The sequence below is a fragment of the Streptomyces pseudoechinosporeus genome (genome assembly GCF_054783935.1).
The window spans coordinates 18800-40114 of record NZ_BAAGPS010000057.1 but is presented as its reverse complement, the minus strand read 5'-3'; the positions used below and the strand labels follow the sequence as shown (position 1 = coordinate 40114).

Below are 21315 nucleotides of genomic sequence, written 5' to 3'. Positions count from 1 at the left end.
GGCGGGGGCGTGCCCGGACAACAGGCGCAGCAGCCGACTGTGGGAGAGATGCGACGGTGCGCCGCAGGGTTCGTCACTCGGGTGACCGCGAGGAACCGGCTGCCGCTGGACTACTCGGTCGCGAGTCTGCGGGTCGTCGACTTCCTTGTCGACGGGCTGCGCAAGGGCGATGTGGAGCGGGAGCGGGTGGCCGGGACACTGTTCGGGCTCGGGGCGTACGTCGGTGAGGTGCTGGTGCGCCGGGCCGGGGCGGTCTGGGTGGACTTCGACGCCGAGCAGCGGGCGTACTTCGGGCAGCCCGTCGGGGTGCGGATGCCGGACGGGCGGGTGTGGAACCCGCTGGGCAAGGTGGCCAACCGCTTCGAGATGGGACGCGAGGAGTCGCTGCAGACCTTCTATCTGCTCCTGCACGGGAGGGCCCGGCAAGAAGCTTCCTGAACCTCCTCAAGCTTCCTGATGCCGGCTGTGGGCCGGCTGCCGTCGCGCACGGCCCCGGCCCACTCACGCGCAGCCGTCCTTCGGTGTGCGCATCCGCACACCCATTGCCCGTATAAACACGCAACGAGTAGCCTGTGTTCGTCATTCCGATCGTCTGTTGAAATATCGAACACTAGGGAGGGGGCCGGTCGTGGGACGCCTCGTACCAGCCGTGACCCGGGCTCTCGACATTCTCGAGCTCTTTCTCGATGGGGACGGAACGCTCTCCGCTCCTGACATTGTGCGCAAGCTCCAGCTGCCCCGCACCACCGTGCACGAACTGGTGACCACGCTCGCCGCCCGCTCGTACATCGTGCAGGTACCGGGCCAGCCCGGACGCTACCGCCTCGGTGTGCGGCCGTATCAGCTCGGCAGCCGGTACGCCGAGCAGCTGGACCTCGCCGCCGAGGGCCAGCAGGTCGCCCGGTCCGTCGCGGAGACCTGCGACGAGACCGTGCACGTCGCGATCCTGGAGGGCACGGACGTCATCTACATCGCCAAGGTGGACTCCACGCACGCCGTGCGCATGGTGTCCGCCGCAGGCCGCCGGCTCCCCGCGCACTGCACCTCCGTGGGCAAGATGCTGCTCGCCTCGCTCCCCGACTCCGAGCTGACCTCACGGATCCCCGAGGACGGCAAGCTCCCCGCGATGACACCGAACAGCATCATCGACCCGGCCGCCCTGCGCGAGGCCCTCGCCGAGATCCGCCGCCGGGGCGTCGCCGTGGAGAGCCGCGAGTCGAACCCCGACGTCAGCTGCGTCGCCGCCCCCGTACGCGACCGCACGGGCCAGGTCGTCGCCGCGCTCTCCATCTCCGTACCGATGATCCGCTGGAGCGACGACCGCCGCGCCGAGCTGGAGCAGCTCGCCGCCAAGGGCGCCGCGGAACTCTCGGAGCGACTCGGCCACCGGAGCGTGGCATGACGGTGGAAGTGGCCATACGCGAGTACGCCACCCTCGGCGAGGGACCGACCTGGGACGCCGACGCCCAGCGGCTGATCTGGATCGACATCCTCAGCTCCAGGGTCCATACGTACGAGCCCGCCTCCGGCCGCCGTACGGTCCTCGTGACCGAGCAGCACGTGGGCGCCGCGAAGCCGCGCACGGGCGGCGGTCTGGTGCTCAACCTCCGGGACGGCGTGGCGCTCCACGATCCCGAGGGGCCCGACGGTCCTGGCGGCTTCCGCTGGCTGCACCGGGAGGTCGTCCCCGGGCGTCGCGCCAATGACGCGGCGGTCGCACCCGACGGTTCGCTGTGGGCGGGCACGATGCGCTACGACGAGGCGCCGGGTGGCGGCAACCTCGCCCGTTTCACCGCCGACGGCACGGTGGAGGTCGTCCTCGACGACGTGGCCGTCAGCAACGGCACGGGCTGGAGCCCTGACGGACGCCTCATGTACTACATCGACTCGCCTACGCGCCGTATCGACGTCTTCGACTTCGGGGACGGCCAACGGCCGGTCAACAGGCGGCAGTTGGCGGCCATCGAGGACGGCGCCGGCTTCCCCGACGGACTCACCGTCGACGCCGACGGCTGCGTCTGGGTCGCCCTGTGGGACGGCGCCGCCGTCCGTCGCTACACCCCCTCCGGCGAACTGGACCGCGTACTCCCGCTCCCCGTCCGCCGCCCCACGGCCTGCGCCTTCGGCGGCCCCGGCCTGACGGACCTTTACATCACCACGGCTCGTACGGGTCTGGAGGAACCGCATCCGCTCTCCGGCTCGGTGCTGGTGGTACCGGGCGCGGGGAAGGGGCTGGCGCAGCCGGCGTTCGCCGGATAGCCGCTCTCGCGCCGGATGGTGACTCTCGCCCCTGGTGGCGCCTCTTCACTTCACGAAGCGCTTTCCCTGTCCAGTAGCTGGACTGGGAAAGCGCTTTCTGCGTGAACCCTTGACGTGCAAGCGCTTCGAATCTACGGTCCCGTTCGAAGTTACGGGCGTCATTCGAAATACCGAATGGCCTGTGGGCATCTCGACAGTAAGGCGGGGCATGGGACGACCTGACCTGAATCGCAGGCAACTTCTGGCCGCGGCAGGCGGATTGACGGTCGCGGGCAGCTTCGGCTTCGCGGCGCTCGGGACCGGCGCCGACGCGCTCGCCTCCGGTGCGGACGCCCGGGTGCGCTACTGGAACCTGTTCAGTGGCGGTGACGGCGCCAACATGATCGCGATGTTGGACGCCTTCCGTAAGGAGCACCCCGACATCGCGGTGAAGGACTCCACTCTCCAGTGGGGCAACCCCTTCTACACCAAGCTCGCGATGGCCGCCGCGGGCGATCGCGCTCCTGAGCTCGGCGTCATGCATGTGGGCCGGGTCGCAGGCTTCACGCCGGGCCGCCTCCTCGACCCCTGGGACCTCGCACTGCTCGCCGAGTACGGCGTGCGGCAGGAGGACTTCAGCCCCGCGCTGTGGAGCCGCGGTGTCATCGACGGCAAGCTCTACGCCCTCCCGCTCGACATCCACGTCCAGCTCTGCTTCTACCGCAGGGACGTGCTGAAGAAGGCGGACCTGCTCGGCGACGACGACCGGATGATCCCGGTCACGTCCACCGACGAGTGGTTCGACGTCCTGAAGAAGGCCAAGCAGGTCCAGAAGAAGGGCCTGCAGACGGTCGGTCTGTGGACCAACGACCAGAACTTCCAGTGGTGGTTCTTCGTCGCCTTCTACACCCAGCTCGGCGGCGAGTGGTTCAACGACGCCCGCACCGAGGTCCTCTTCGACGCCGACAAGGCGACCCAGGTCCTGGAGTTCCTCCGCCGGCACGTCACCGACGGCTACGTCATCCCTGGTGCCCCCACCGGCGAGCAGTTCGTCAACGGCGCCCCCTTCACCTGGGAAGGCAACTGGTCCGTGCCGGTCTTCTCCGGCGCCAAGCTGGACTACGGCGCGACCCCCCTGCCTCCCGTCTTCGGCAAGCAGGCCACCCACGCCGAGTCGCACGCCTTCGTCCTGCCCCACCAGGCCGGCCGCGGCGGCGCCACCAACGAGGCCGCGCACGAGCTGGCCGCGTACGTCGTCCAGCACGCCCAGCAGTGGGCGGCCGGCGGCCACATCCCCGCCTACACGCCGACGCTCTCCACGCCCGAGTACCAGAAGCTCACCCCGCAGAACGAGTACGTGAGCGCCATGGACCACCAGGCCACCGAGCCCAAGGTGTGGTTCGCGGGCTCCACCGGCGTGCTCGCCCAGGACCTCGGCCCGGTCGTCGTCTCCTCGACGATGGGCTCCGCCAAGCCCGCCGCCGTCGCGCGGACGATGAAGAACCGTCTCACCAAGCTCCTCGCCTCGAAGAACCCGATGGACGGCAGGACCGCCGCGCAGGGAGGTGCGGTCGTATGACGACCAGTGCTCAGACCGTCGTCGCGCCTGCGCGCGCGAAGACCGCGACCGCGGCCCTGACCGTCCGCCGCAAGCAGGGCTTCCAGCACGGGGGCTGGTTCATCGCCCCGTTCCTGGTGCTCTTCGCGCTGTTCGTGATCTGGCCGCTGCTGCGCGGCGTCTGGCTCAGCTTCACGGACGCCAACATCTCCGGCGAGGGCGCGAGCTTCGTCGGCCTCGACAACTACCGCGAGGCCCTGCGCGACCAGGCGATGTGGGACGCCCTCGGCCACAGCGCGTACTTCACGCTGCTCGTCGTGCCGTGCATCACCGTGCTCGCCTTCCTGCTCGCGATGCTCGCGCACCACATCGAACGCGGGAAGTGGCTGTGGCGGCTGTGCTTCTTCGTGCCGTTCCTGCTGCCGTCAACCGTCGCCGCCAACATGTGGCAGTGGCTGTTCACCCAGGGCATCGGCCTGTTCAACGAGACCCTCGGGATCGACACGCCCTGGCTGACCGACAAGTCGTACGCGATGCTCGCCATCGTCATCCAGACCCTGTGGTGGACGGTCGGCTTCAGCTTCCTGCTCTACCTCGCCGCGCTCCAGGGCATCCCCGGCCACCTCTACGAGGCCGCGAAGCTGGACGGCGCGAACGCCTGGCACCGCATGGTCCACATCACCCTGCCGATGCTGCGCAACATCACCGGCCTGGTGATCGCGCTCCAGATCCTCGCCTCGCTCCAGCTCTTCGACCAGGCCGTCGTGATGATGGACTTCGGTCCAGGGCCGGAGCTCAGCACCAGGTCGTTCGTGCAGTACACCCTCGAACAGGGCTTCACCAGCTACCGCGTGGGCTACGCCTCCGCGATGTCCATCATCTTCTTCGTGATCATCGCAGTCGTCGCCCTGGCGCGGATGTGGCTGCTGCGCAACCGTGAGGAGGGCGGCCGATGACCACCGCCGAGACGACCGTACGCACCGTACACACCAAGTCCCGCAAGCCCTGGACCCTCAGCCAGATCGTCCTCACGATCCTCGGTGTCGCCGTCTCCGCCGTCTTCCTGGCGCCGATCGTCGCCGCCCTGCTCACCTCGCTCAAGTCCGAGGCCGAGGCGGCCGAGATCCCGCCGCACTGGTTGCCGGAGGTCTGGACGGGCCAGGCGTGGAAGGCGCTGTGGGAGTCCGGCAACATCACCAGCTGGTTCGTCAACTCCCTGGTCGTCTCCGTGTGCGTGACGTCCGTCGTCCTGGTCGTCAGCGCCCTCGCCGGCTACGGCTTCGCCCGCACCGAGTTCCGCGGCAAGAACGTCCTGCTCGGCATCGTCATGGCGGGCCTGATGATCTCCCCGGCGGTCCTCGGCGTCCCCCTGTTCACCACGGTCCAGCAGATGGGGATGGTCGACACGTACTGGGGCATGATCCTGCCGCAGTGCGCGCCCGCCGCGATGGTCTACATCCTCTACAAGTTCTTCCAGGGCATCCCACGCGAACTGGAGGAGGCCGCCTTCATCGACGGCGCCGGCCGCTGGCGGGTCTTCTTCACGATCGTCGTCCCGCTCGCGCGCCCCTCGCTCGCCGCGGTCGGCATCTTCACGTTCATCGCGTCGTGGAACAACTTCCTCTGGCCGTACATGGTGACCAACAACCCCGACCTGATGACGATGCCGAACGGCATCGCGACGGTCATGAACTCGTACGGCATCCAGTGGGCGCAGCTGATGGCGGGTGGGTTGATGGCCGGGCTTCCGCTGATCATCGTGTTCGTCTTCTTCCAGCGCCAGATAGTGGCGGGCGTTGCCCACACGGGCTTGGCCGGCCAGTGAACTCCCCATAGACAGAACGCTCACCCGGAAGGACCTCATGTCCCGCACCACCGCCCGCTTCACCCTCGACCCCGCTTTCACCGTCGGCGAGGTCAACCCCCGGCTCTTCGGCTCTTTCGTCGAGCACTTGGGCCGCTGCGTGTACACCGGCATCTACGAACCGGGCCACCCCACCGCCGACGAAGACGGCATCCGCACCGACGTCCTGGACCTGGTCCGCGAACTCGGCGCAACAGCCATCCGCTACCCCGGCGGCAACTTCGTCTCCGGCTACAAGTGGGAGGACTCGGTGGGCCCCGCCGAGGACCGCCCCCGCCGCCTCGACCTCGCCTGGCACTCGACCGAGACCAACCGCTTCGGCCTCTCCGAATACATCGCCTTCCTCCGCAAGGTCGGCCCCCAGGCAGAGCCCATGATGGCGGTCAACCTCGGCACCCGCGGTGTCGCCGAGGCCCTGGAACTCCAGGAGTACGCCAACCACACCTCCGGCACCGCACTCGCCGAGCAGCGCGTCGCCCACGGCGACAAGGACCCCTTCGGCATCAAACTCTGGTGCCTCGGCAACGAGATGGACGGCCCCTGGCAGACGGGCCACAAGACGGCGGAGGAGTACGGCCGTATCGCCGCCGAGACGGCCCGCGCGATGCGCCAGCTCGACCCGTCCGTCGAACTGGTCGCCTGCGGCTCCTCCAGCCAGAGCATGCCGACGTTCGCCGAGTGGGAGGCGACGGTGCTGGCGGAGACGTACGACCTCGTCGACTACATCTCGCTGCACGCCTACTACTGGCCACAGGACGGTGACGTCGACTCCTTCCTCGCCTCCGCCGTCGACATGGAGTCCTTCATCGACAACGTCGTCGCGACCGCCGACCACGTGGGCGCGAAGCTCAAGTCGAAGAAGCGGATCAACCTCTCCTTCGACGAGTGGAACGTCTGGTACCTGCCCAACTGGGAGGAGCACGCGAAGACGTTCGAGCAGGACGACTGGCCCGAGGCCCCCCGCCTCCTGGAGGACAACTACAGCGTCACCGACGCCGTCGTCTTCGGCTCCCTCCTCATCGCGCTGCTCCGGCACGCGGACCGCGTGACCGTGGCCTGCCTCGCCCAACTCGTCAACGTCATCGCCCCGATCATGACCGAGCCGGGCGGGCCTGCCTGGCGCCAGACGACGTTCTTCCCCTTCGCGCAGGCGTCCCGGTACGGGCGCGGCCAGGTCCTCGACGTACGGGTCGACTCACCGACGTACGAGACGAAGAAGTACGGCGAGACGGACCTGCTGCACGCCACGGCCGTACGGGCGGAGGACGGCTCGGTGACGGTCTTCGCGGTCAACCGCAGCCGCACGGAGGCTCTCCCCCTCCAAGTAGCCCTGAACGGGCTGGAGTTGACCTCCCTGGTCGAACACAGCGCACTCGCGGACGCCGACCCCGACGCCCGGAACACCCTCGACAACCCGGACCGCGTCACCCCGCACCCCGTCGACGGCACCACCCTCCAGAACGGCACGCTGAACGCGGTCCTGGAGCCCTTGTCCTGGAACGTGATCCGGCTTCGTTAGCGCGTTCGCTGGCAGAGGCTCGTCGTGCGGAGGCGTGGGGGAGGGCCACGCCTCACGGGCCCATGACCCCTACCCCGCAAAAAGCGTGAACACAAAGCGGGAGTATGTCCTTCAGGTGCTCAAACGAGCGCTGTGTGAACGCGACGCGGAGAAGTGCTCACGCCGTGCGACTCAGCTCCTGCAGCGGCGGCCGCGTGGGGCTGCTCATCAGGACCTGCCGGCCGCCTCGGCCAGGATTCGGGCCAGCTCGGTGGGCTTGGTGAACATGGGCCAGTGGCCCGAGTCGATGTCGACGAAGTCGACGTGCTTTGCCTGGGCGAGTTCCGGGACGTCGCCGGCGTCGATCCACTCCTGCGCCTGTGCGGGCGTGAACTCCGGGCACACGACCACGACCGGGATGTCGAACCGCCGCTCGTCTGCCAGCCGCACCACGCCTTTGGTAACGGCTGCGGGCACGGGGATCGCTGCAGCCGCCAGCTTTCGCCTGGCCTCGTCGTCGAGGTCGGCGGCGTCCGGCCCTTCATAGGGGTCCCAGCCCGGGAAGGGCATGACGCCGTCCCTCACCTCGAAGAAATCGGCGTACGGCTGGCCGTCGGCGGACGGGAAGCCGCCGATGAGGGAGACCTTGGCCAGCCCTTCCGGCCGCCGGTCGGCGGCAAGCCAGGCAAGCGTGCATGCGGCTGAATGCCCCACCACCATGGGCTTGCCGGGCGCCGCGTCCACCGCGGCGAGCACCGCCGTCACCTGGTCGTCGAGCGTGGCGGACGCGAGGCCGTCCCCCTGGCCCGGGAGAGTGAGCGGCACCGGGCGATGGCCGAGCGGCTCCAGTGCGGACGCGACGCGGCCCCACACGGATCCGTCCAGCCAGAGGCCACCAACGAGCAGGATGTCCATGGTCAGTTCCCCTTCTCCAGCTTCATGGCCCTCACCGTAGGACGAGATCCGAACAAGCTGCTGCCGGTTTGCCCGACGGCCCAAGCGCCCCGGCCGAAGCCCGGTGGCGATCCATGTCGTGGAACCAGACGTGGCCGTCCTCGCCCCACGGGTCTGTCGACCGGCCTCTGGTCAACGACCGCACACCCCACCGTTCTGGCCTATCGGCAGCACCGCAATCTGATCGCGCGCCACGGGCGGCGCTGGGTCAACCTCGCCTTCCACGACTCGAAGAAGATCTTCCTCGCCTGGAAGGAACGCTACGAGTTCGGCCCCGCGGAAGCCATCGTCCGGCGCCTGACCGCCCTGACCTACCCCTCCGGCAAACCCGTGGCCGCCGAACTCGCTATCGCAGCGGCGTCCCCATTCGGCGATCGCCGTCAGGGAGTTATGGCCCGCGCTTGTCATCGCGCACACGCCCACCGCGAGCAGCGTTGCCAGCGTGAAACGCACCCCGCGCCGTCACGCGGATCGGGAACCCGCGCCAGCGAGTCGAGCAGCCCGGGTGGCACCACCACCTTCTCGGCGGGCGCGAGCAAGGGCGCTGCTGCGGGCGCGACGGACGTAGGAAATGATGGAGCAACGAGCACGGCAACCTTGCGGATCTTGAAGCGTAGAGAACTCCATGATCCGCAAGTGCCGTGCTCGCCTCGCATCCGGCACCTGCTCGCGCTCTACATGGTCAAACCGGGCGAACGTGACTCTCCCTGGAGTCCTGCCTATTTGGTGGCGTCTTTTGGGGTGGCGTCTTTCCTGTCGGCGGTGCGGGTTTTGGCATCAGATCCCGTGGACGGGGTGGCGGATGCGGGGGCGAGCGCACCTCCGCGGCGCAGGACGGTGTACCCGACGCCGATACCGGCCGCTACGGGCCATTCCAGGATGCCCGCTACACCGAGTGTTCCGAGGCCGAGGTAAAGAGGGAGCCCTCCTTTGGCCGGCAGAACGCGCTGAGCCGCCTTGACGGGCATTGCGGCGACGTTTGCAGCAGCGGAGGTGGCGCGGCCGACCGGGAGGGTGATGGTGAGGTTGCGCCAGGCGCGCCCGTTCGAGGGACGCGGTGCCTTCTTGCGCGCGGTGGCCGGGCGACTGGGAGTTTCGGCAGTCCGGGCGGAGGGTTGCTGAGCGGTGGGGGGCACGGTTTCTCCTCCTGATGCACTGTCCTTTTTCTGCGTGAAGTTACGGATTCGGTAATTATCGTTCTCTGAGGCTTATGTTGCCTGCTGGTGCCCACGGGAACCTCCGAATGGCGCCTGCGCCACAGGGACGCCGCCGTCCTCAGCCCATGAGCCCATGTCCGTTGCCCACCAGAAGAGCAGGAGGTGCCCAGTGCCGCCGTGGAGTGGGGTTCTGCCGTCCCTTTGCCTGGTCTCCCCAACCGCGCCATGGAGCGTGGTGGGCGAGGTCGTGAATTGCGCTGTGGGTGTGGTCCGTTGGAGCCGGCAGGCGGTGGGTGATGCGCTGAGCGGACTGCCGGGCGGCCTTGCCGAGGCGGCCGCCGTGCTGGGGGACGCCGGCCGGGACCGCGCGCGGCGGCGGGTGTGGTCCCGTGGGGGCAGGGCGTATATCGAGGTACGCGGTCTGAGCGGGCGCGGGGAGCGGCATGACCGGCTGGTGTGCGCACTGGGGACGGCGTTGCGCGCCGTGGAGGGTGTGCGCTGGGCGGCGGTGAACGCGGTGCTGGGCCAGGTGGTGGTCGATGCCGATGAGGACCGCGTCGGCCGGGACTGGCTGGTGGAGCAGGTGGAGCAGGTGGAGCAGGCGCACGGCAGCGACGGAGAGCCTTTCGCCGGCCATCGACCTGGTCCGCCGTTTGATGCGGCGCCGGCGGTGCTGGCTGGGGCGTCGCTGGCCGCGGACTGCCTCGGGCTGGTGGTGGCTGCGGTCGGACAGGCGACGCCGTGGCCCGCACCCCCCATGCTGCGGATGCCCGTGGTGTTGGCAGAGACCCATCCGCGGCTGCGCCGTCTGCTGGAGGAGCGGCTGGGCCGGGCACATGCCGAGATGGTGCTGGGAGTGTCCAACGCGGCAGTGCACTCCCTGACGCGCGGGGTGGCGCCGCTTGCCGTGGATGCGCTGCAGCGCCTGTGGCAGCTCGCCGAGATCCGCAGTCGGCAAGCCGTGTGGAGTGAGCGGGAGAGCGAGCTGGTGGGCGCAGGGGAAGCGCTGCCGCCTCAGGCGCCCGAGCGGGCGCCCCGGCCGGCGGCGCTGCCCGCCGGGCCGGTGGAGGCGTGCGGGCAGCGGACCTCGCTCGCCGCGCTGCTGGGAGCCGGAGGAGTACTGGCGTGGACCGGCAGCCCCGAGCAGGCCGCACAGGCCATCCTGGCGACCGTGCCGAAAGCCGCGGGGATGGGCCGGGAGGCCTTCAGCGCATGGCTGGGCCGCGACCTGGCCCGTTACGGTGTGGTGCCGATGGACGGGACCGCCTTGCGGCTGCTGGACCGGGTCTCGACCGTCCTGATCGACTCGGCCGTCCTGTGCGCCCCCCGCCCCCGGCTGCTGTCGGCCGTCGCCACCGACCAGCTGGACGAGGCCGACGTGTGGCGCGCCGGGCAGGTGGCGCTGGCGGGCCGCTCTCTGCAGGATCTGTGCGGTCCGGGGCCGTGGATCTGCGAGAGGTGGCGGCTGGAGCGTCCCGCCGACGCACCGCAGGGGCGACCGGACGCCCCCTCGGGGCTGCCACTGGACGTATGTGACCCGAGCGGGCGGCGCCAAGGCCGGATTCTGGTCGGCTGTGAACTCGATCCGCTGGCCGACGCCCTGCTCGGGGCGGCCCGCTCCGGTACCCGCCGCCTGCTGCTCACCGAGCACCTCAGCGCAGGTGAACTGCTCTCGTGGGCCGACCAGGCCGTGCCGATGTCCGCCTCGCTTCCCGAGGAGGTACGGCGCCTGCAAGAGGACGGACAGGTCGTCCTGCTGCTCACGTCCGCCCAGGATCAGGCGCTGGCCGCCGCGGACATCGGTGTCACCGTGCTGCCCGGCCCCGGCGCTGCGGGCGGGGTGTGCTGGTCGGCGCACCTGATCTGCGGCCCGGGACTGGCGCAGGCCTGGCGTGTCCTGGCCGCCCTGGACGAAGCTCACGAGGTCAGCAGCACGTCGGCCCGCCTGTGCCTGAGCGCATCCGCGCTCGGGGCACTGATCGCGGCCTCCCGCACCCGCCGCACGATCGCCGGTGTGACCACCTCACCCGTTTACGGCGCTGCCTTCCTCGCCCAGCTCGGCGGTATCAGGGCAGCCCGCCGCCTGGCCCGCAACCCTCTGCCACCCGCCCGTATCCGTAGCGCCTGGCACGCCTTGGAGGCCCGTGAGACCTTCGACATCCTGGGAGCCCTCAGCGAGGGCCCGGCCAGCCGGGCCACGGCGGAGCCGTCCGCTGAATCGAGCCGCAGCGGGGTCATTTCCGGAGCCGTACGCACCGCGGCCGGCTCCGCCGGCCTGGCCACAGCGGCACGGGGGGCCGAGCAGCTGCTGACCGCGGTACGTGAAGAACTGCGCGACCCTCTCACCCCCGTGCTGGCTCTGGGCGCTGCCGCCTCCGCCGCCGTGGGCTCCGGTATCGACTCCGCCCTGGTGGGCGGCGTGATGGCCGGTAACGCCGTGATCAGCGGCGTGCAGCGGCTGCGCGCCGAACGCGCCCTCAACGGTCTGCTCCTCGCCGAGCAGCAGACTGCCCAGCGGGTCCACTGGATCCCCTCCGCATCCGCGGCACCCGAAGACCCAGCCGAGTTCTTCGCGGAGCTGGAGACCGCCCCCGTACACACCATCACGGCGCAGGACCTGCGGGTCGGGGACATCATCGCGCTGAGGCCTTCCGACGTCGTCCCTGCGGACGCCCGGCTGCTGGTCAGCGACCTCCTGGAGATCGACGAGGCGAGTCTGACCGGCGAGTCCGCCCCGGTCGCCAAGGATCCCCAGGCCACCCCCGGTGCCGACCTTGCCGAGCGGTCCTGCATGGTCTACCAGGGATGCACCGTGCTGGCCGGGACCGGCTACGCCGTGGTCGTGGCCACCGGAGCCCAGAGCGAAGCCGGCCGCGCCGCCGACCTGGCCGGTACCGCCACCACCCCACCCGGCATCGAAAGCCACTTGGCTGCTCTGACCAGGACCGCGCTGCCCGCGGTCGGCATCGGCGGCGCTGCGGTCACCCTCCTGGGGCTGCTGCGCGGGGTGCCGGTACGCGAGGCGCTTGCCTCCGGGGTGGCCATCGCGGTCGCCGCAGTCCCCGAAGGCCTCCCGCTGGTCGCCACCGTCGCCCAGTCCGCCGCCGCCCGCCGCCTGTCCCGGCACGGCATCCTGACCCGCTCCGCCCGCGTCCTGGAAGCCCTGGGCCGCGTCGATGTCGTCTGCTTCGACAAGACCGGCACGCTCACCCAGGGCCGACTGACCGTGACCGGCCTGGCCACCCCCGACCACGACCTGCGGATGGACAGCACACCCGGACGCCACCTGCTGCAGACCGCGGCCAGAGCCTGCCCCACCCCCGAGGCCGGCCAGACACTGCCCCACGCCACCGACCAAGCCGTCATCGACGCCACAACCACCCACTGCGAACCGGACCACCCCTGGCGATCCGTCACGGAACTGCCCTTCGAGGCCAGCCGCGGCTACTCCGCCTGCCTGGGCACCGAATCAGGGCACCCCTGTCTAGCCGTCAAAGGCGCACCGGAAACGGTCCTTGCCCGATGTACCACCACCGTGTCGACGCCCCACCAATACGGCGGCGACACCATCGTCCCCCTCGACCCGACCCGACGTCGCGCCGCGCACCGCCTCGTGCAGCGCCTGGCCGCAGGCGGACTGCGAGTCCTCGCGGTCGCTGAGGCCAGACCCGCCTCGTCCACACCCCTCGGCGACGACGTGGCCGACCTGGCCCACGACCTGACCCTGCTCGGCTTCCTCGCCATCGCCGACCCCCCGCGACCAGGAGCCGCGGAAACCGTCAAACGGCTGGCGGAAGCCGGGGTACGTACCGCCATGATCACCGGCGACCACCCGGCCACCGCCGCCGCCATCGCCCGCGAACTCGGCATCCCTGACGCCGACATCGTCCTCACCGGCGCGGAACTGGACACCCTGCCCGAACCGGCCCGCCTCCACCAGATCGGCCAGACCGCCGTCTTCGCCCGTGTCTCGCCGGAGCACAAGGTCCGCATCGTCCAGGCCCTGCAACGCGCCGGACGCGTCGTGGCCATGACCGGCGACGGCGTCAACGACGCCGCCGCCATCCGCCTCGCCGACGTCGGCATCGGCCTCGCAGCCCACGGCTCCACCTCCGCCCGTGCCGCCGCAGACCTCGTCCTCACCGACCCCGATCCCACCCGCATCCTCCACGCCCTCACCGAGGGCCGCACCCTGTGGCGCAGCGTGCGCGACGCGGTCGCCATCCTCGTCGGCGGCAACGCCGGCGAGGTCGCCTTCACCGTGCTCGGCACCGCCCTGTCCGGCCGCGCCCCCCTCGGCACCCGGCAACTCCTGCTGGTCAACCTGCTCACCGACATGCTGCCTGCCCTCGCCGTCGCTCTCGCCCCTGCCCGCACACCCAAACCCGGCGAAGACCCGCTGACCGGCGGCCCTGCCTCCTCGCTACTCGGGAGCGACCTGGCCCGCGTCCTGGCCATCCGCGGCACCGCCACCACCCTCGGCGCCACCGCCGCCTGGCAGATCGGCCGTTACACCGGCCTGGCACGGCGCGCCAGCACCATGGGCCTGGCCGCACTGGTGGGCACCCAACTGGGCCAGACTCTCATCACCGCCTGGCACAGCCCCCTCGTCCTGGCCACCGCCGGCCTCTCCAGCGCCGCACTCATCGCCGTCGTCCAGACCCCCGGTATCAGCCACTTCTTCGGCTGCACCCCCCTGGGTCCCCTCGCCTGGACCACCGTCACGGTCTGCTCGACCACGACCACCCTCGCAGCCGCGCTCGCCCCCCGCCTCCTGAGCCCCCAACCCACCACCACACCAGCCTGAACCACCGTCGAGAAACGAACTGCTGCGCAAACTCATCCTCACGCCACCCCGGCAGTACTCGCCGCAGGAGAGCCGGCAGGCTCGTAGATCCAGGCCACCTCATGCTCCACGCCACCCGTCGGCATCGAGCGCGACAGGGACGACCAGCCCCGGGCCAACGGGCCTGTCCATTTAACGGCTTTGACTCGATACCGGTGGTCTCGGCAGCCAGCCGCCCACGAGAGCAGGATGCGCTGGCGGAGCAGACAGAATCCGGCGCGGCCATACATCTGACGCTTGATCAGAATGGCCTGGTGTTCGCTCCTTTCTCTACATGGTCAAAGCGGGCGAACACGACTCTCCCCGGGGCCCTGGACCGGAGACCACCCGGAACGGAGCCAGTGAGGACAGAAAGCACTCTTCAGGCCCGTTGGGAGGCAGCAGCCCACTCGCGGTCGAGCATGGCGTGGACGACGGAGTCACGCCACCGGCCGGCCTTGAAGATGTGCTCACGGATGGTGCCCTCCTCGACCATGCCCGCGGCTGCCATGGTTCTCGCCGATGCCTCGTTGAGCGGGGAACGTGCTCCCCAGATGCGATGAAGGCCCAGCTCCTCGAACCCGAGGCCGAGGAGGAGACGTACGGTCTCGAGTCCGTAGCCGACCCCCCAGACATCGGGGTGCAGCGCGAAGCCCATGGTGGCTCCGCGCTGCTGATGTGGGTCGGTGGCCAGGCGGCCGGACCCGATCAGCTCGGCCGTGTTCCGTTCGATGACGGCGAGCTGGTACTCGGCGCGCGGGCTCACGGTGGCGGAGGCGATCGACCGGGACACGACCTCCGCGACCTGTTCACGGGTACGCGGTTCGAACGACAGGTGCTCTGTGGCTTCGGGGCTGTTGTAGACGGCGAGCATCGCGTCCACGTCCTCATCGGCGAGTTCACGCAGATCGAGACGTGGGCCGGAACGACTGACCGGGTACATGCCTCGGACTGTACCTGCGGGGCAGAGCTGTTTCTCAGGGGCGTAAGCGAAGCGGAAGACAGCCCAGGCACAGGCGGCCCCCGCCGCACTACACCCGCTTCGATCCCGAGCCCCGCGGCAGTGAGCACTCCGCCCTGTCGCCAGGAGAACCGGCACCGTCCATCTGCCTCCAGGCCGGGAAGATCACCGGACACAGCGTGGCGAGCAGATACACACCGCCAACCGCCAGCAGCGACGAGGACAGGCCGGCCGAATCCACGAGGAAGCCCGCAGCCAGCCCGCCCAGCGGAGTGACCAGCTGGAACGAGGCTGTTGTCGCACTGAGAACGCGGCTGCGCAGTTCCTCCGGCACCGTCTCGTACATCACGGTGGCCATGATGGGGTTGAGCACACCGCAGGCGAGACCCTCAACCGCCATCATCACCGCCAGCGGTGCGAAAGAGTCGGTGAAGGCGGCCACCACGAAGCGCGGCAGGCCCACGATGAGAAACGCGACCGTGAACACCGGCCACCGCCGAAAGCGGCTGCCCACCGCCCCATAGACCAGCGCCCCCGTGAGCGCGCAGACCCCGAACGCAGCCTCCAGCAGACCGAGATCGACGGAACCACCCAGCTCCTCACGGGCATGCACGGGGAGGAGCACGGCACTCCACCCCTGGTCGAGGCCCCTGGTCACCAGCGTCATGAGGCACAGGCCCAGCAGCAACGGCGTGGCCGCCACGAAGCGATAGCCCTCCCCCAGCTCACGCCGGTAGACACGCAGCGACGCCGGCTCGGCCCGCGGCCGGGCCTGCGCCTCGGGCAGGTCGCGCACCCCGAACGCGAACAGCGGCGCGGACACAGCGAAGGTCGCGGCATCCACCAACAGGACGTTCTCGGCTCCGAGTACGGCGATCAGCACACCCCCGAGAGCCGATCCGGTCAGCGCCGCACAGCGTGACGCACCGTCGTACAGCCCGGCTGCCCTGGTCAGCGGCATCCGGGCGCGTTCGGCGAGCGTGGGCAACAGCACGCCGCGGGCAGTTTCACCCGGCGCACGGAACAGCCCTGTGACCGCCATCAACGCGCACAGCATCCAGAACTGCAGGACCTCGGCGAACTGCAGTAGCGGGATCGCTGCAACGGCCGCTCCGCAGGCGAGGTCCGAGATGACGGCCACCCGCCGCCGCCCGATCCGGTCGATGACCGGACCACCGACAAGCGCAGCCAGGACTACGGGCAGCATCGTGCAGAACGCGACGATGCCGGCCTTGGCGGCACTGCCCGTGCTCTGCAGCACGAACCACGGCACGCCCATGTACGTGAGGCAACTCCCGGTGATCGAAACGACATTGGCGGCAAGGACTGTTGCCAGAGGACGGCGATCACCGGGCAAGGAATTCAAGGAATCTTCGGACACTGCGGCGGTCTCCCATGAGGGGAAGAGCCCACCGCGAACGAAGCAATCAGTCGGTGGGCAAAGCGAAGTGGTCAGCGTCTGGCGCGCAGAGCAAGGCGCACCGCTCAGATGCGGTGTTCACGAGCAGCGCCTCCAACACTTCGCCGGGATGACCACCCGGCACCTCCAGGCATTGTCATCTCCGGCCCCAGCTCTCCGCAATGACGATTCGTTCGCAAGGGGCGGGCTCGCACAGGGAGTCGTCCGAGATGCGCAGATGAAGGCAGATCTGCTGAAGAGGCGGGGCGCCCGTTGCGGATCATGGAGTTCAGGGTGCCCTGCGGTACGTGGACGAATCCCGCCGTGTGGCCGTCGGGTTCGGCGCCGTGGTTTCCGCGGGCGCGGACGACTTAGGCACGTCCGGTGATGAGTCCCGCAGACCGCCGAGCGCCAGGACCGTCATCACCGCTGCGGCCCCCGCCGCCACGCCGAAACCGCCGTGTGCACCGCCCGCGTCCACGACCCGCCCCGCGACCGCCGCGGCGCCCGCTGATCCTGCCGCGCTTGCGGAGTTGCCCCAGGTGAACGCCTGGGTGAGGACGGCGCGCGGGACCGACGACTCTGTGAGGACGGAGGCGAGGATCAGCAGGACCGGCACGGCGAGTCCGGTCAGGGCGAGGGTGGCGCCGACCGCGAGGGGCGCGTCGAGGAAGGTCAGCGGGAGGCTCGCGAGGGTGAGGCAGGCGGCGGTTGCGGCCTGGCGGCGCCGGGGTGAGCCGCCGTGGCGCCATGCTCCGTAGGCCCAACCGCCCACCAGATTGGTGCAGTTGGAGGCGAAGTAGAGCAGCGCTGCCGCATCCGGCGTGCCGCGTCCGACGGCGTACGCGGCGACGGACACCTGCATCGCGCCGAAGAACACCCCGAGCGCGAGGCCCAGCGCGACCTGCCGCAGGAATGCGGAGCGGAGCAGGGCGCGTCCGGCGTGCCGGCGTTCGGCGCGGCCGGTGAGGGGCGGCATGGTGCGGCGCTGGGCGGCGAGGGCGAGCCCGCCGCCGACGACGAGCGCGGCGGCGAGCAGCACCCCGGCGCCCGGGCGGCCCGCCGCACCGAGGACGCTCACCAGGGCCGGGCCGGCCAGGTAGGACACACCGTTGGCGAGGGCCTCCAGGGCGAAGGCGGTGGGCAGCGCGGCAGCCCGTTCGCCGGACAGCAGGGCGGACCAGCGAGCGGCGGACAGGGCACCGAGCTGGGGCAGCGTTGCCCCGACGAGCACTCCGGCGACGAGGTCCGGAACGGCGCCGGCGAGCAGCAGCGCCACGGCCCCGGCATGTGCGCCCAGCGCGCAGGGAAGCACCCGCGCCTGCCCGAACCGGTCGACAAGGCGCCCGATTTGGGGCCCGGCGACGGCATCCGCGACAGCGAACCCGCCGGTGACGAGACCCGCAGCGGCATACGACCCGGTGCGTGCATGCACCAGCCAGACGATGCCGATCCCCGTCATGGCGATGCCCAGACGCCCGACAGCGGAGGGAAGGAAGAAGGCCGCGGCACCCGAAGTGCGCAGCAGGGCACGGTAGTTCGCCGAAGCCGAAGGCACGACGCATCCCTTTCGCCGCCCGGCGGGACGCGCCACACGGGGTCGTCGGCGTCCGGATGTGCCGACCCGTGGCTGCGCCTGAAGCCGTCCAGTGGTGACGTGGAGCGGGGACGCGCACCCCACGCCGACTCCGTCACCGGGCAGATGTCATGCGGTAGTTGATGACCTCCTCGAGCGTAGAGGGACGGCGCGCAGAAACGAATAAGGGAGCAGTCACGGTCGAGCATGGCAGTGACGCTTGCCTCACTCGGTCTGACGACGATCGTGGAGCACAGCACCGTCGCGGTGTCGGAAGTCACCCGACCCCAAGGCATCTTCACATCGTTTTTAACCTCTTCTCAGCTTGAACCACTACTGTCGGCCCGTCGATCCCTACTCAACCGGTAGGAAAGCTAGGAAAGACGGGACGGACTCGTATGCGCACCCTGGTACTGCTCGCCTTGGCGGGCCTCGGTGCCCAACTGGTCGACGGCAGCCTCGGCATGGCCTACGGCGTGACCTCGACCACCCTGCTGCTCGCCATGGGCACCAACCCGGCCGCGGCCTCGGCCACGGTTCACCTCGCGGAGATCGGTACGACGCTGATGTCCGGCGCCGCGCACTGGCGGTTCGGGAACGTGGACTGGAAGGTCGTCGCCAAGATCGGGGTGCCGGGGGCGGTGGGCGCGTTCCTCGGTGCGACCGTGCTGTCCAAGCTGTCCACCGAGGTCGCCGAGCCGGTGATGTCGCTGATCCTGCTCGGGCTCGGGCTGTACGTGATGTCCCGGTTCACGTTCCGCGGCATGCCCAAGGGCAATCTCGGCAAGCCGCTGCGCAAGAGGTTCCTGTCACCGCTCGGGGTGGTCGCCGGGTTCCTGGACGCGACGGGCGGGGGCGGCTGGGGCCCGGTGGGTACGCCGGCGCTGCTGGCCAGCGGACGTATGGAACCGCGCAAGGTGATCGGGTCCATCGATACGAGCGAGTTCCTGGTCGCGGTGGCGGCGAGCCTGGGCTTCCTCTTCTCGCTCGGTTCGCAGGGCCTCAACTGGGGCTGGGTCGCGGCGTTTCTGCTCGGCGGGCTGATCGCGGCGCCGATCGCGGCCTGGCTGGTGCGGCTGGTTCCGCCGCGCGTTCTGGGGTCCGCGGTCGGGGGCGTCATCATCGTGACGAATGTCCGTACGCTGCTGAAGAGCGACTGGGTCGGCGCGTCCAGCTCGCTGAGCACCCCCGTCTACGTACTCCTGTACGCGCTGTGGGCCGCCGCCCTGACGTACTCGATCCGCGCGTACCGCAAGGAGCAGGCGGCGGAGAGCGAGTCCGCCGAGGAGCGGCGGCCCGTCACGGCCTAGGCCAGGCAGACCGTGGAGTCGACGTTCACCTCCCAGGCGTTCAGGCCCTTCGCGTCGGCCTCGGCCTGCAGTCGGGCTCAACCTGTGCCTGTACCTGATCCTTACTTGTTGGTAGCCTCCGGGCCGTCAGCGCCCGGCCCCCGCTGCGGCGTTCCCCTCCGTGGCCACGCCGACAAGGAGCAACGGTCTTGCGCGAGTTCAGTGTTCCGGCCTTGTACGACGTTCCACCGGACGGCAACCTGGTGGACATCATCCTCCGCAACGCCGCCCAGTACCCCAACCGGGCCGTGCTCGCCCGCAAGGTCTCGGGCGAGTGGCAGGACGTCACCGCCACGGAGTTCCTCGCCGAGGTCCGCGGTGTGGCCAAGGGCCTGATCGCCTCTGGTGTGCAGCCGGGTGACCGGGTCGCCCTGATGTCGCGCACCCGCTACGAGTGGACGCTGCTGGACTTCGCGATCTGGTGTGCGGGCGCGGTCTCCGTTCCGGTCTACGAGACCTCCTCGGCCGAGCAAGTCGAGTGGATCACCAGTGACTCGGGCGCGGTGGCGTGCCTGGTCGAGACCGAGGCGCACCAAGCCGTGGTGGAGGAGGTGCGGCCACGCCTGCCCCTGCTCAAGCACCTCTGGCAGATCGAGGCGGGTGGCATCAAGGAACTCGTCGCCATGGGCCGTGATGTGGCGGACGCTCAGGTCGACGAGCACGCCTCGGCGGCCGGCCCCGACTCGGTGGCCACGATCAACTACACCTCCGGCACCACCGGCCGGCCCAAGGGCTGTGTCCTCACTCACCGCAACTTTCTCGCGGAGTGCGGCAACATCATCGCCCGCAACACCCCCCTGTTCCGCGAGGACTCCTCCATCCTGCTCTTCCTGCCGCTCGCGCACGTCCTGGCCCGGGTCGTCGAGGTCGGGGCCATGGCGGCACCGGTCAAGGTGGGACACGTCAGCGACGTCAAGAACGTCACCGAGGAACTGGGGAAGTTCCGGCCCACCTTCCTGCTCGGCGTACCGAGGGTGTTCGAGAAGGTGTACAACTCGGCGCGTGCCCAGGCTCGGGCGGGCGGCAAGGAGAAGATCTTCGAACTCGCCGCGGACACGGCCATCGCCTACAGCCGGGCGCTGGAGACACCGTCCGGCCCCGGGGTCGGGCTCAAGCTGAAGCACAAGGTGCTCGACCGGCTGGTCCTCAGCAAGCTGCGCGCGGTCCTCGGCGGCCGGACCACGCACGCCCTCTCTGGTGGCGCCGCGCTCGGCGAACGTCTGGGCCACTTCTACCGCGGCCTCGGCCTCACCGTCCTGGAGGGCTACGGCCTCGCCGAGTCCTGCGCCGCGACCACCCTCAACCCGTACGACCGCCAGAAGATCGGCACGGTGGGCATGCCGCTGCCGGGCAGCTCGGTGCGCATCGCCGACGACACAGAGATCCTGCTGCGCGGCGAGCACATCTTCAACGGCTACTGGAACAACGAGACGGCAACCGCGGCGGCGCTGGTCGACGGCTGGTTCCACACCGGCGACCTGGGGTCCCTGGACGACGAGGGCTACCTCCGCATCACCGGCCGGAAGAAGGAGATCATCGTCACGGCGGGCGGCAAGAATGTCGCCCCGGCCGTGATCGAGGACCGTATCCGCGCCCATGCGCTGGTCGCCGAGTGCATGGTGGTCGGCGAGGCCAAGCCGTTCGTCGGGGCGCTGGTGACACTGGACGGCGAGTTCCTGCCACGCTGGGCCGAGCAGCACGGCAAGGCGGAGGACACCCCGGTGGCGCAGCTCCGTGACGACCCCGAGCTGCTCGCCGAGATCCAGCGCGCCATCGACGACGGCAACGCGGCGGTGTCGAAGGCGGAGTCGGTGCGGAAGTTCCGCATCCTCGATGTCCAGTTCACCGAGGCATCCGGCCATCTGACCCCGTCCCTCAAACTGAAACGCCACGTGGTGATGCGGGACTTCGCCGACGAGATCGAGGCCATCTACGC

At 70.0% G+C, this 21315-nt stretch carries 15 protein-coding genes; 10 read left to right on the top strand and 5 right to left on the bottom strand.

The window, feature by feature from the left end:
- The first annotated feature begins 48 nt into the window (after nucleotides 1-48).
- From ACYVO6_RS37350 to arfA, 7 genes are all read left to right on the top strand, one after another.
- Complete coding sequence (locus ACYVO6_RS37350) at nucleotides 49-438, top strand: hypothetical protein (RefSeq protein WP_461069243.1); 390 nt, start codon at nucleotides 49-51, stop codon at nucleotides 436-438.
- Between the two features lie 190 nt (nucleotides 439-628).
- Nucleotides 629-1402, top strand: coding sequence for an IclR family transcriptional regulator (locus tag ACYVO6_RS37345; RefSeq protein WP_461069241.1), 774 nt, complete (start codon nucleotides 629-631; stop codon nucleotides 1400-1402).
- A complete protein-coding gene (locus tag ACYVO6_RS37340; protein ID WP_461069239.1) occupies nucleotides 1399-2259 on the top strand; it encodes an SMP-30/gluconolactonase/LRE family protein in 861 nt (286 codons plus the stop codon). Before ACYVO6_RS37345 ends, ACYVO6_RS37340 begins: the two co-directional genes overlap by 4 nt.
- Before the next feature lie 208 nt (nucleotides 2260-2467).
- Nucleotides 2468-3817, top strand: a complete 1350-nt coding sequence (locus tag ACYVO6_RS37335) for an extracellular solute-binding protein (protein ID WP_461069237.1) — start codon at nucleotides 2468-2470, stop codon at nucleotides 3815-3817.
- The gene (locus ACYVO6_RS37330; RefSeq protein WP_461069235.1) at nucleotides 3814-4752 is read left to right on the top strand and encodes a carbohydrate ABC transporter permease; all 939 of its coding nucleotides are present in this window, start codon (nucleotides 3814-3816) and stop codon (nucleotides 4750-4752) included. The genes ACYVO6_RS37335 and ACYVO6_RS37330 overlap by 4 nt, the downstream gene beginning before the upstream one ends.
- Nucleotides 4749-5621: a carbohydrate ABC transporter permease gene (locus ACYVO6_RS37325; protein WP_461069233.1), complete on the top strand. Its 873-nt coding sequence runs from the start codon at nucleotides 4749-4751 to the stop codon at nucleotides 5619-5621. The genes ACYVO6_RS37330 and ACYVO6_RS37325 overlap by 4 nt, the downstream gene beginning before the upstream one ends.
- 37 nt (nucleotides 5622-5658) lie before the next feature.
- Entirely contained in the window at nucleotides 5659-7179 is a 1521-nt protein-coding gene (gene arfA / locus ACYVO6_RS37320) for an arabinosylfuranosidase ArfA (RefSeq protein WP_461069231.1), read from the top strand.
- A gap of 207 nt (nucleotides 7180-7386) precedes the next feature.
- Here arfA and ACYVO6_RS37315 read toward each other — a convergent pair whose 3' ends face one another.
- Complete coding sequence (locus tag ACYVO6_RS37315; RefSeq protein ID WP_461069229.1) at nucleotides 7387-8073, bottom strand: alpha/beta fold hydrolase; 687 nt, start codon at nucleotides 8071-8073, stop codon at nucleotides 7387-7389.
- Nucleotides 8074-8244: 171 nt separating this feature from the next.
- Nucleotides 8245-8565 (bottom strand): hypothetical protein, encoded by a 321-nt coding sequence (locus tag ACYVO6_RS37310; RefSeq protein WP_461069227.1) that lies wholly within the window; start codon nucleotides 8563-8565, stop codon nucleotides 8245-8247.
- Nucleotides 8566-9558: 993 nt separating this feature from the next.
- Here ACYVO6_RS37310 and ACYVO6_RS37305 point away from each other — a divergent pair.
- A complete protein-coding gene (locus ACYVO6_RS37305) occupies nucleotides 9559-14076 on the top strand; it encodes an HAD-IC family P-type ATPase (protein ID WP_461069225.1) in 4518 nt (1505 codons plus the stop codon).
- 400 nt (nucleotides 14077-14476) lie between these two features.
- Here the strand turns inward: ACYVO6_RS37305 and ACYVO6_RS37300 are convergent, their stop codons facing one another.
- The 3 genes from ACYVO6_RS37300 to ACYVO6_RS37290 form a co-directional block, all read right to left on the bottom strand.
- Nucleotides 14477-15037, bottom strand: coding sequence for a GNAT family N-acetyltransferase (locus ACYVO6_RS37300; RefSeq protein WP_461069223.1), 561 nt, complete (start codon nucleotides 15035-15037; stop codon nucleotides 14477-14479).
- 88 nt (nucleotides 15038-15125) lie between these two features.
- Nucleotides 15126-16436 carry an MFS transporter gene (locus ACYVO6_RS37295; protein ID WP_461069221.1) on the bottom strand — a complete coding sequence of 437 codons (1311 nt, stop codon included), beginning with the start codon at nucleotides 16434-16436 and terminating at the stop codon, nucleotides 15126-15128.
- A 307-nt stretch (nucleotides 16437-16743) separates the two neighbouring features.
- On the bottom strand, nucleotides 16744-18012 hold the full coding sequence (locus ACYVO6_RS37290) for an MFS transporter (protein WP_461069219.1): 1269 nt from the start codon (nucleotides 18010-18012) through the stop codon (nucleotides 16744-16746).
- Between the two features lie 416 nt (nucleotides 18013-18428).
- Between ACYVO6_RS37290 and ACYVO6_RS37285 the strand changes: the two genes are divergently transcribed.
- Nucleotides 18429-19340, top strand: a complete 912-nt coding sequence (locus tag ACYVO6_RS37285) for a sulfite exporter TauE/SafE family protein (protein WP_461069217.1) — start codon at nucleotides 18429-18431, stop codon at nucleotides 19338-19340.
- A gap of 188 nt (nucleotides 19341-19528) precedes the next feature.
- The coding region (locus tag ACYVO6_RS37280; RefSeq protein WP_461069215.1) for an AMP-dependent synthetase/ligase at nucleotides 19529-21315 on the top strand (1787 nt) is incomplete at its 3' end.

Coding starts and splice junctions, on each gene's coding strand:
- ACYVO6_RS37350 (WP_461069243.1), top strand. CDS start 49: ATGCGACGGTGCGCCGCAGGGTTCGTCACTCGGGTGACCGCGAGGAAC.
- ACYVO6_RS37340 (WP_461069239.1), top strand. CDS start 1,399: ATGACGGTGGAAGTGGCCATACGCGAGTACGCCACCCTCGGCGAGGGA.
- ACYVO6_RS37335 (WP_461069237.1), top strand. CDS start 2,468: ATGGGACGACCTGACCTGAATCGCAGGCAACTTCTGGCCGCGGCAGGC.
- ACYVO6_RS37330 (WP_461069235.1), top strand. CDS start 3,814: ATGACGACCAGTGCTCAGACCGTCGTCGCGCCTGCGCGCGCGAAGACC.
- ACYVO6_RS37325 (WP_461069233.1), top strand. CDS start 4,749: ATGACCACCGCCGAGACGACCGTACGCACCGTACACACCAAGTCCCGC.
- arfA (WP_461069231.1), top strand. CDS start 5,659: ATGTCCCGCACCACCGCCCGCTTCACCCTCGACCCCGCTTTCACCGTC.
- ACYVO6_RS37315 (WP_461069229.1), bottom strand. CDS start 8,073: ATGGACATCCTGCTCGTTGGTGGCCTCTGGCTGGACGGATCCGTGTGG.
- ACYVO6_RS37300 (WP_461069223.1), bottom strand. CDS start 15,037: ATGTACCCGGTCAGTCGTTCCGGCCCACGTCTCGATCTGCGTGAACTC.
- ACYVO6_RS37285 (WP_461069217.1), top strand. CDS start 18,429: ATGCGCACCCTGGTACTGCTCGCCTTGGCGGGCCTCGGTGCCCAACTG.